We start from the raw sequence: 6,546 nt of genomic DNA, 5'->3' as shown, positions 1-6,546 counted from the left end.
ATATTGGAGTTAACATCTGCACTGGTATAGCTGGTTCCAACCAGTGACGTTTCGTTCACTACAGCTTTAATACCCGTTCGGTCTTCAACCTGATTAATAGCTGCGGCCTTTGATATTGCACTAGCATCTTGATTTCCGCTGGAAAATGCATCGTCAGTACCGCTTGAAGCACCTACGGCAATGCCATTTATAACCAAGTCGCCAGCATCCATTGAGTTGTTGTCAGCATCGGAGGTTATACCATCCCCCTGGGCGGAACCTAGCTGATCAACAGTAGCTCCCTCTATACTAACCGTGACGCTTTCGCCTTCGTTGGCGCCAATCTGGAAAGTTACCCCTGAAAAAGAGCCGTCAAGTAACTTAGTACCGTTGAAGTTTGTTTGTTCTGATACGCGCTTTACTTCAGCTTTAAGCTGTTGAACTTCTTGGTCGAGAGCTTGTCGGTCAATTGCGCTGTTCGTGCCGTTCGCCGATTGAAGGGCTAGGTCACGAATACGTAGCAAGTTATTGGTAATCGAGCCGAGCGCACCTTCTGCTGTTTGAGAAAGTGATACACCGTCACCTGCGTTTCGGATGGATACGTTCAAACCTCGGATTTGCGAATCGAAACGAGTTGAGATTGCCAAACCTGCGGCATCATCCTTCGCACTGTTAATACGCAAGCCAGATGAAAGGCGCTGTAAAGCCGTCTGGTTAGCGGATTGAGAATTGTCCAGGTTGCGCTGTGCATTAATTGACGCGATATTGGTATTGATGATTTGAGGCATTGTATGCTCCTACTTATCTTCTATACCGGTGGACAGCATTCCTAAAGTTTCGGGATGAGTAACTACCGGCTACTAAATTAAAGTTTTTTTAAAATTTGTGATGCAATAATCGAGCATCACTTTCCTTGCTCTTTGTAAAGCATGCACTGTGCCAATTTGACTGGATGATATGTAAGGTGTTGATATCAAAGTGTTATGGGTTGGTTATTTTTGTTGGGTTATACCGGAAGAAGCTATGATTGCCGGTTTTTTGGCTAGTGCTTGCCGCTATTTATAATGTGGAGAGTGAGAGCGTTTATGAAAAAAGAACTTCGTTACACTTGCTTACATTGTTTTTGTAAAAAAAACTAAAGTAATTCTAAGGAGTGCCGTTAAGTGATGTAACAAGCGGTCGAGAGCGTGCTTTACAAAGCATGATGTACTTCAAAATCTCGTTCGTTTACTTGCAAAATTGATCGGAGAAACGACATGCCTCAAATAATTAATACTAATATCGCGTCTTTGAATGCTCAGCGCAACCTAGACAAATCTCAGAATGAACAGAGTGTTGCTTTACAGCGTTTATCATCTGGTTTGCGTATCAATGGCGCAAAGGATGATGCGGCAGGTTTGGCGATTTCAAACCGAATAGATGCTCAGGTTCGTGGTCTAAATGTAGCAAACCGAAACGCAGGTGATGGTGTATCGCTAGCACAGACAGCTGAAGGTGCATTGAACAGTATGACAACCTCCTTGCAGCGTATGCGTGAACTAGCATTGCAGTCTGCAAACGGTACGAATACATCATTGGAACGTTCTTCACTGCAAGAAGAGGTTGAGCAGCTTAAAACCGAGATTGCGAGTATCGCAGAGAAAACAAACTTTAACGGTCAGAACCTTTTAGATGGTTCTTTCCAGGGTACTAGTTTCCAAACAGGTGCAAACGTTGGTGATCGAATAGACGTTTCAATCTCTGAGGTGTCAGAGGAAACGCTAGGTACAGATATCACATCAGGTTTGTCTTCTGTTTCATCTACCGATGCTCGTCCAGCAATGGCTGCGGGTGACCTGGTAATTAACGGCTTCGCAGTAGGTGCAGCAGATGCGGGTGCTGATGGTGCTTCAACTGCCGATCAGAACTTGAGTTCTATTGCAATTGCTGCGTCCATCAATGCGGTTGCTGATCAATCGGGTGTCAGTGCGACTGTTAATGCAACGGTTGCATCGGGTACAGAAGTCACTAACGTAGCAAGTGCCGCTAACTTTGATATTAATGGTGTAACGATCAATGTTGGTGGATCTGGCGATGCAAGCACGTTATCTACTGATTTGCAGGGTGTTGCGGACGCAATTAACCTAAGCAGCGGTCAAACAGGTGTTACTGCGTCGGTTGATCTAAATAACTTGCAGCAAGGTGTAACTCTTTCTGCTGCAGACGGTCGTAACATTGATATCTCGGGTGCGGGTGCAGCAGCGGCAGGTGTTGCAGCGGCTGACACGTATGTTGGTTCCTACACTTTAGTATCTAAAGATGGTAGTGATATTGAGATTACTAGTAATACGGGTGCTTCGCTTGAGAATGCTGGCTTAGAAGTGGGTTCTTATAGTGGTTCAAAAGCAACTGCTGTGAGTGATACCTTGGGTGGTACGGCGCTTACTGCTGGTGACTTGGTAATTAATGGTACAGCGGTTGGTGCTACATTCTCCTCTTTTGATAATGCGTCGACGGCAAATAAAGATGCGAGTGCGATTTCAGTTGCATCAGCAATTAACTTGGTTTCAGATCAAACTGGTGTGACTGCGACTGCGAATACCACGCAGGTGACCTCATCTGATGTTTCTGCGGATACTGCTGGTAATGCGACGGTCAATGGCGTGTCTATTAGTTTTGCCGCTGGTACGACTGGCACGACCTCTGAGCAGGTGTCTTTAGCGGTTGATGCGATTAACGCTAAGACGGCTCAGACAGGTGTTACTGCTAAAATTGTTGACGACAACCAGTACGAGTTGTTGGCTGAAGATGGTCGAAATATTGTTGTTGGTTCGGGTACAAACTTCGGTGCTGCGGATGCTACTACTTTTGGTACGGTTAAGTTAGAGTCTGGTGGTCCTATTGAAATTAGTACTCAGGATCCTACGGCGATTAGCAACTCAGGCTTTGAGGTCGGTACATATGGTGGCTCTCAAGATGGTCAGCAGCTGAAGGATATCGATATCAGTACCGCAGCAGGTGCTGAAGACGCGATAACTGCAATTGATAACGCGATCAACCAGGTTGCAAGAGAGCAAGCGAAATTGGGTGCGATTCAAAACAGATTCGAAAACACAATTTCTAACAACGCGGTAAACAGTGAAAACCTATCAGCTGCAAACTCTCGAATCAGAGATGCTGACTTCGCGACTGAAACTGCAGCGCTATCTAGAGCTCAGGTTCTTCAGCAGGCAGGTATTTCAGTATTGTCGCAAGCGAATGCTAGACCTCAGCAGGTTCTATCGCTTCTACAGTAATAAGTACTTAGTAATATGAACGTTGCCGGCTTTAGCGTGAGTTAAAGTCGGCTTACGCAGTTAAAAAAGATATGTGAGGTGAATTATGAGCGACATGAAAATGAGTGGTGTAGGCCAGCCAGTTAAGCTGGCTGCTGCATCGTCTGCTCAAAAGGCACAGCGCAGTTCTTCTGTTGACTTTAAAGATGGTGCGAGTGCAAAGCCGGTTGCGCAAGGTGTAGAAGAAAAGCCTAGCCTTAAGCCAGCGGAGCAAGCGCAAGAAAAGGTTGAGCAGGCTGTAACAAAGTTGAATGACTATGTGCAGTCGGTGCAAAGAAATTTGCAGTTTAATCTCGATGATCAGTCAGGGAAAACGATTATAACAGTGGTTGATAAGCAGACCTCTGAAGTAGTTAGGCAGATTCCTGATGATGTTGCTTTGAAGTTGGCTCAAGACTTGCATCAAGATGAACCGTTAAGTTTATTTAAAGCTAAAGTGTAGTTTTTGGCTAAAATAGCGGCAATGGTTTACATTCTTTTACAACACGGGAGTTAAACTTCCCGTGTTGCCTGCCGATACTATTTATAGGCAGGGTTCAATAACGCTGTTAAGCTGTTTACCCTTTAGTATTCGTTAATCACTAAAATATTGAAAGCAAGAAAATATCGGCTTTCGCGCTATATCTGATATAGAGCACTTTTGGTGATTACAGGTGAGTAGGTGGATGTTATGGCCAGTGTATCTTCAGTCGGAATAGGCTCGGGTGTTCTAACTAGCGAGTTAATAGAGAATCTCGCTAGTGCGGAGCGTGCTCCGGTCGAGGCTCGTCTGGACAGTCAAGAAGCTGACGTAAATGCTGAACTGTCAATTTTTGGTCAAATAAAGTCCGCTATTACAGATCTTCGCCTACCTTCGCGTACACTGGCAAATCCTGAGTTATTCGAATCAAAAACGGTTTCTTCTGGGAACTCTGCATTCTCTGCAGTGGTAGACTCCAATGATGCAACTCCATCAGTTCATACGCTTGAAGTTACCGCTTTAGCAGTCTCTCAAACGCTTACTTCTACTGAGTTTAATGACTCCGATACAACAGCGATTGGTGAAGGCTCTTTAACGATAGTGGTTGATGGAAAAACGACTAACGTTACTATCGATAATAGTAATAATACGCTTGATGGTATTGCTGCAGCGATCAATTCTGAATCTGATGTAGGCATGACGGCTTCAGTTCTTTACACGGGAACTGGCTATAAGCTTGTATTCAATGCCGATGAAACGGGTCTGGATAAAACGATCGATATTTCTGTTTCGGACACCGGTGATGCAAGTAACACAGATGCAAATGGTCTTTCTCGACTCGCCTACACCGCGGGAGCGACTAACTTAATACAGAGTCAACCAGCCGCGGATGCATCATTCAAATTGAATGGTGTACCGATCACGCGCTCAAGTAATGAGATTTATGACGCTATTCCAGGTTTAACCCTGACCCTGAGTGGCACAAATGATGGTTCGCCAGCCGCTTTATCTGTTCAAAATGATCACACTGCTGTGGTCGAGAAAGTTTCAGAATTTGTAGAGAAGTTTAATGCTCTACAGACTTTGGTGAACGACAATAGTGAGTTTGACCCTAGTGGTGGGGCTGAAGCGGGCATTTTGCTTGGTGACTCGACAACTCGAAGTATGATGAATCAGGTACGACGCGTATTGGGTTCGACGGTTGGTGGTTTGGAAAATGCAAATGTCCGTAGTTTGGCAGATATTGGTATTACGACAGATTATCAAACTGGTTTGCTAAGCCTAAATGAAGACACTCTTAGTGATCAGCTTGATTCGCACCCAGATGATGTTTCGGCTTTGTTCAGTGATCAAGGGCGAGCCAGCGATGCTCAAGTAAGCTTTGGTACTGCAAGTATCAACACTAAGCCGGGCAGTTATGATATTAACATAACGACTGCTGCGACAAGAGGAGAGCTATCGGGCGCTGTAAGTTTAGGTGCTAGTACAACTATTGATGCAAATAATGATGAATTCACCATTAGTATTGATGGTACTGAAAGTGGTTCAATCACGCTTGATGCAGGTAGCTATACGCAGACTCAATTAGCTGCCGAGATTCAATCTAAAATCAATGCAGATTCAACGCTTAGTGCTGCTGGAAAGTCAGTAACGGTTAGTCTAGACGGCTCTAACCAGTTGGTAATTAATTCAAATGTTTATGGTGCGGCGTCTACGGTAGAGATAACAGCTGTTGATACTAATACAGTAGCTCAGCTTGGTCTGAGTATTGCTGCGGGCGTTGATGGCGTCGATGTTGAGGGTACTATCAACGGTGCTGTGGCGACAGGGTCAGGGCAGGTGTTAACCGCTGCTGTTGGTGATGACTCTGAAGGTATTAGAATTACTGTTGGCGGATCATCTACGGGCGACCGTGGAACGGTTACTTATATTGAGGGGGTTGGCGAGCAGTTAGTAGACTTGATTACTAATATGGTATCGCTTGAAGGTTCGCTCACTACTAAGAATGATACGCTGGCTAAAGAGCTAGCCTTGATTGCAGAGCAGCGTACTGCGCTTGATGAAAGAATAGAGTCAGTTACTGCGCGTTTAGCTAGGCAGTTTACCGCAGCTGATATCGCGGTTTCCAAGTTAAATAGTACGATGGATTTTATAAAGGCGCAGCTAGATGCGCTTTCAGGTTCAAGTTCAAGTGAAAAATAAGAGAAGTAGCTGGGGAAATTACACCTCGGTAATCGTAGGAGAATAATATGAATGCATTACATCAGTATCAGTCGGTTAATGCGCAGACAAGTGTTGTCGATGTTGACCGTCACCAATTAATTCAGCTTTTATTTGATGGTGCTGTTGAGCGCATTAATATGGCTAAGGCGCGTATTGCTGCGAGTGACTTTGAAGGCAAGAATCGTTTGATTAACAAGTCGATAGAGATTATATCGGGTTTGCGTAGCTTTCTGGATTTAGATAAGGGGCAGGAGGTTGCGCAAAATTTATTTGATCTTTATGTCTACTGTGAGCATCGATTGTTTGAAGCGAATGTCAAAAACGATCTGGAAATGTTGGAAGAGGTGCTTTCTCACTTGAAGAAGATTCAAGGTGCCTGGTCTGGTATTCGTCAGGAAGTTATTGAAAAGGGTATTCTCTAGAGGCTTGTTCGCAAGTCTAGAGTGCTTTTTTGCTTATTGCTTTTACATAAGAGATTGAATAGCGGCTATTGATTGCCGCTATTTCTATGTACTCAGCGTTGCCGACAGTTAGTTCGATTCTTCGATCACGGCGCTGGTATCTTCACCG

General features: G+C 44.6%; 4 protein-coding genes and 1 pseudogene. 4 read left to right on the top strand and 1 reads right to left on the bottom strand.

Annotated elements, in window-relative coordinates; genetic code table 11:
* Positions 1-767: pseudogene (locus A3761_RS21125) on the bottom strand (flagellin); the annotation flags it as partial.
* A gap of 468 nt (positions 768-1,235) precedes the next feature.
* Between A3761_RS21125 and A3761_RS21120 the strand changes: the two are divergent.
* The 4 genes from A3761_RS21120 (at position 1,236) to fliS (ending at position 6,398) form a co-directional block, all read left to right on the top strand.
* Positions 1,236-3,254, top strand: coding sequence for a flagellin (locus A3761_RS21120; RefSeq protein ID WP_068554822.1), 2,019 nt, complete (start codon positions 1,236-1,238; stop codon positions 3,252-3,254).
* Between the two features lie 85 nt (positions 3,255-3,339).
* The gene (locus tag A3761_RS21115) at positions 3,340-3,735 is read left to right on the top strand and encodes a flagellar protein FlaG (RefSeq protein ID WP_068554820.1); all 396 of its coding nucleotides are present in this window, start codon (positions 3,340-3,342) and stop codon (positions 3,733-3,735) included.
* Between the two features lie 228 nt (positions 3,736-3,963).
* Positions 3,964-5,955, top strand: coding sequence for a flagellar filament capping protein FliD (fliD, locus tag A3761_RS21110; protein ID WP_068554818.1), 1,992 nt, complete (start codon positions 3,964-3,966; stop codon positions 5,953-5,955).
* A 47-nt stretch (positions 5,956-6,002) separates the two neighbouring features.
* Positions 6,003-6,398: a flagellar export chaperone FliS gene (fliS, locus tag A3761_RS21105; RefSeq protein ID WP_068508421.1), complete on the top strand. Its 396-nt coding sequence runs from the start codon at positions 6,003-6,005 to the stop codon at positions 6,396-6,398.
* Positions 6,399-6,546: the final 148 nt, after the last annotated feature.

The organism is Oleiphilus sp. HI0123 (assembly GCF_001635315.1).
The sequence above is the reverse complement of the archived record's forward strand: the minus strand, read 5'-3'. Positions and strand labels throughout refer to the sequence as shown.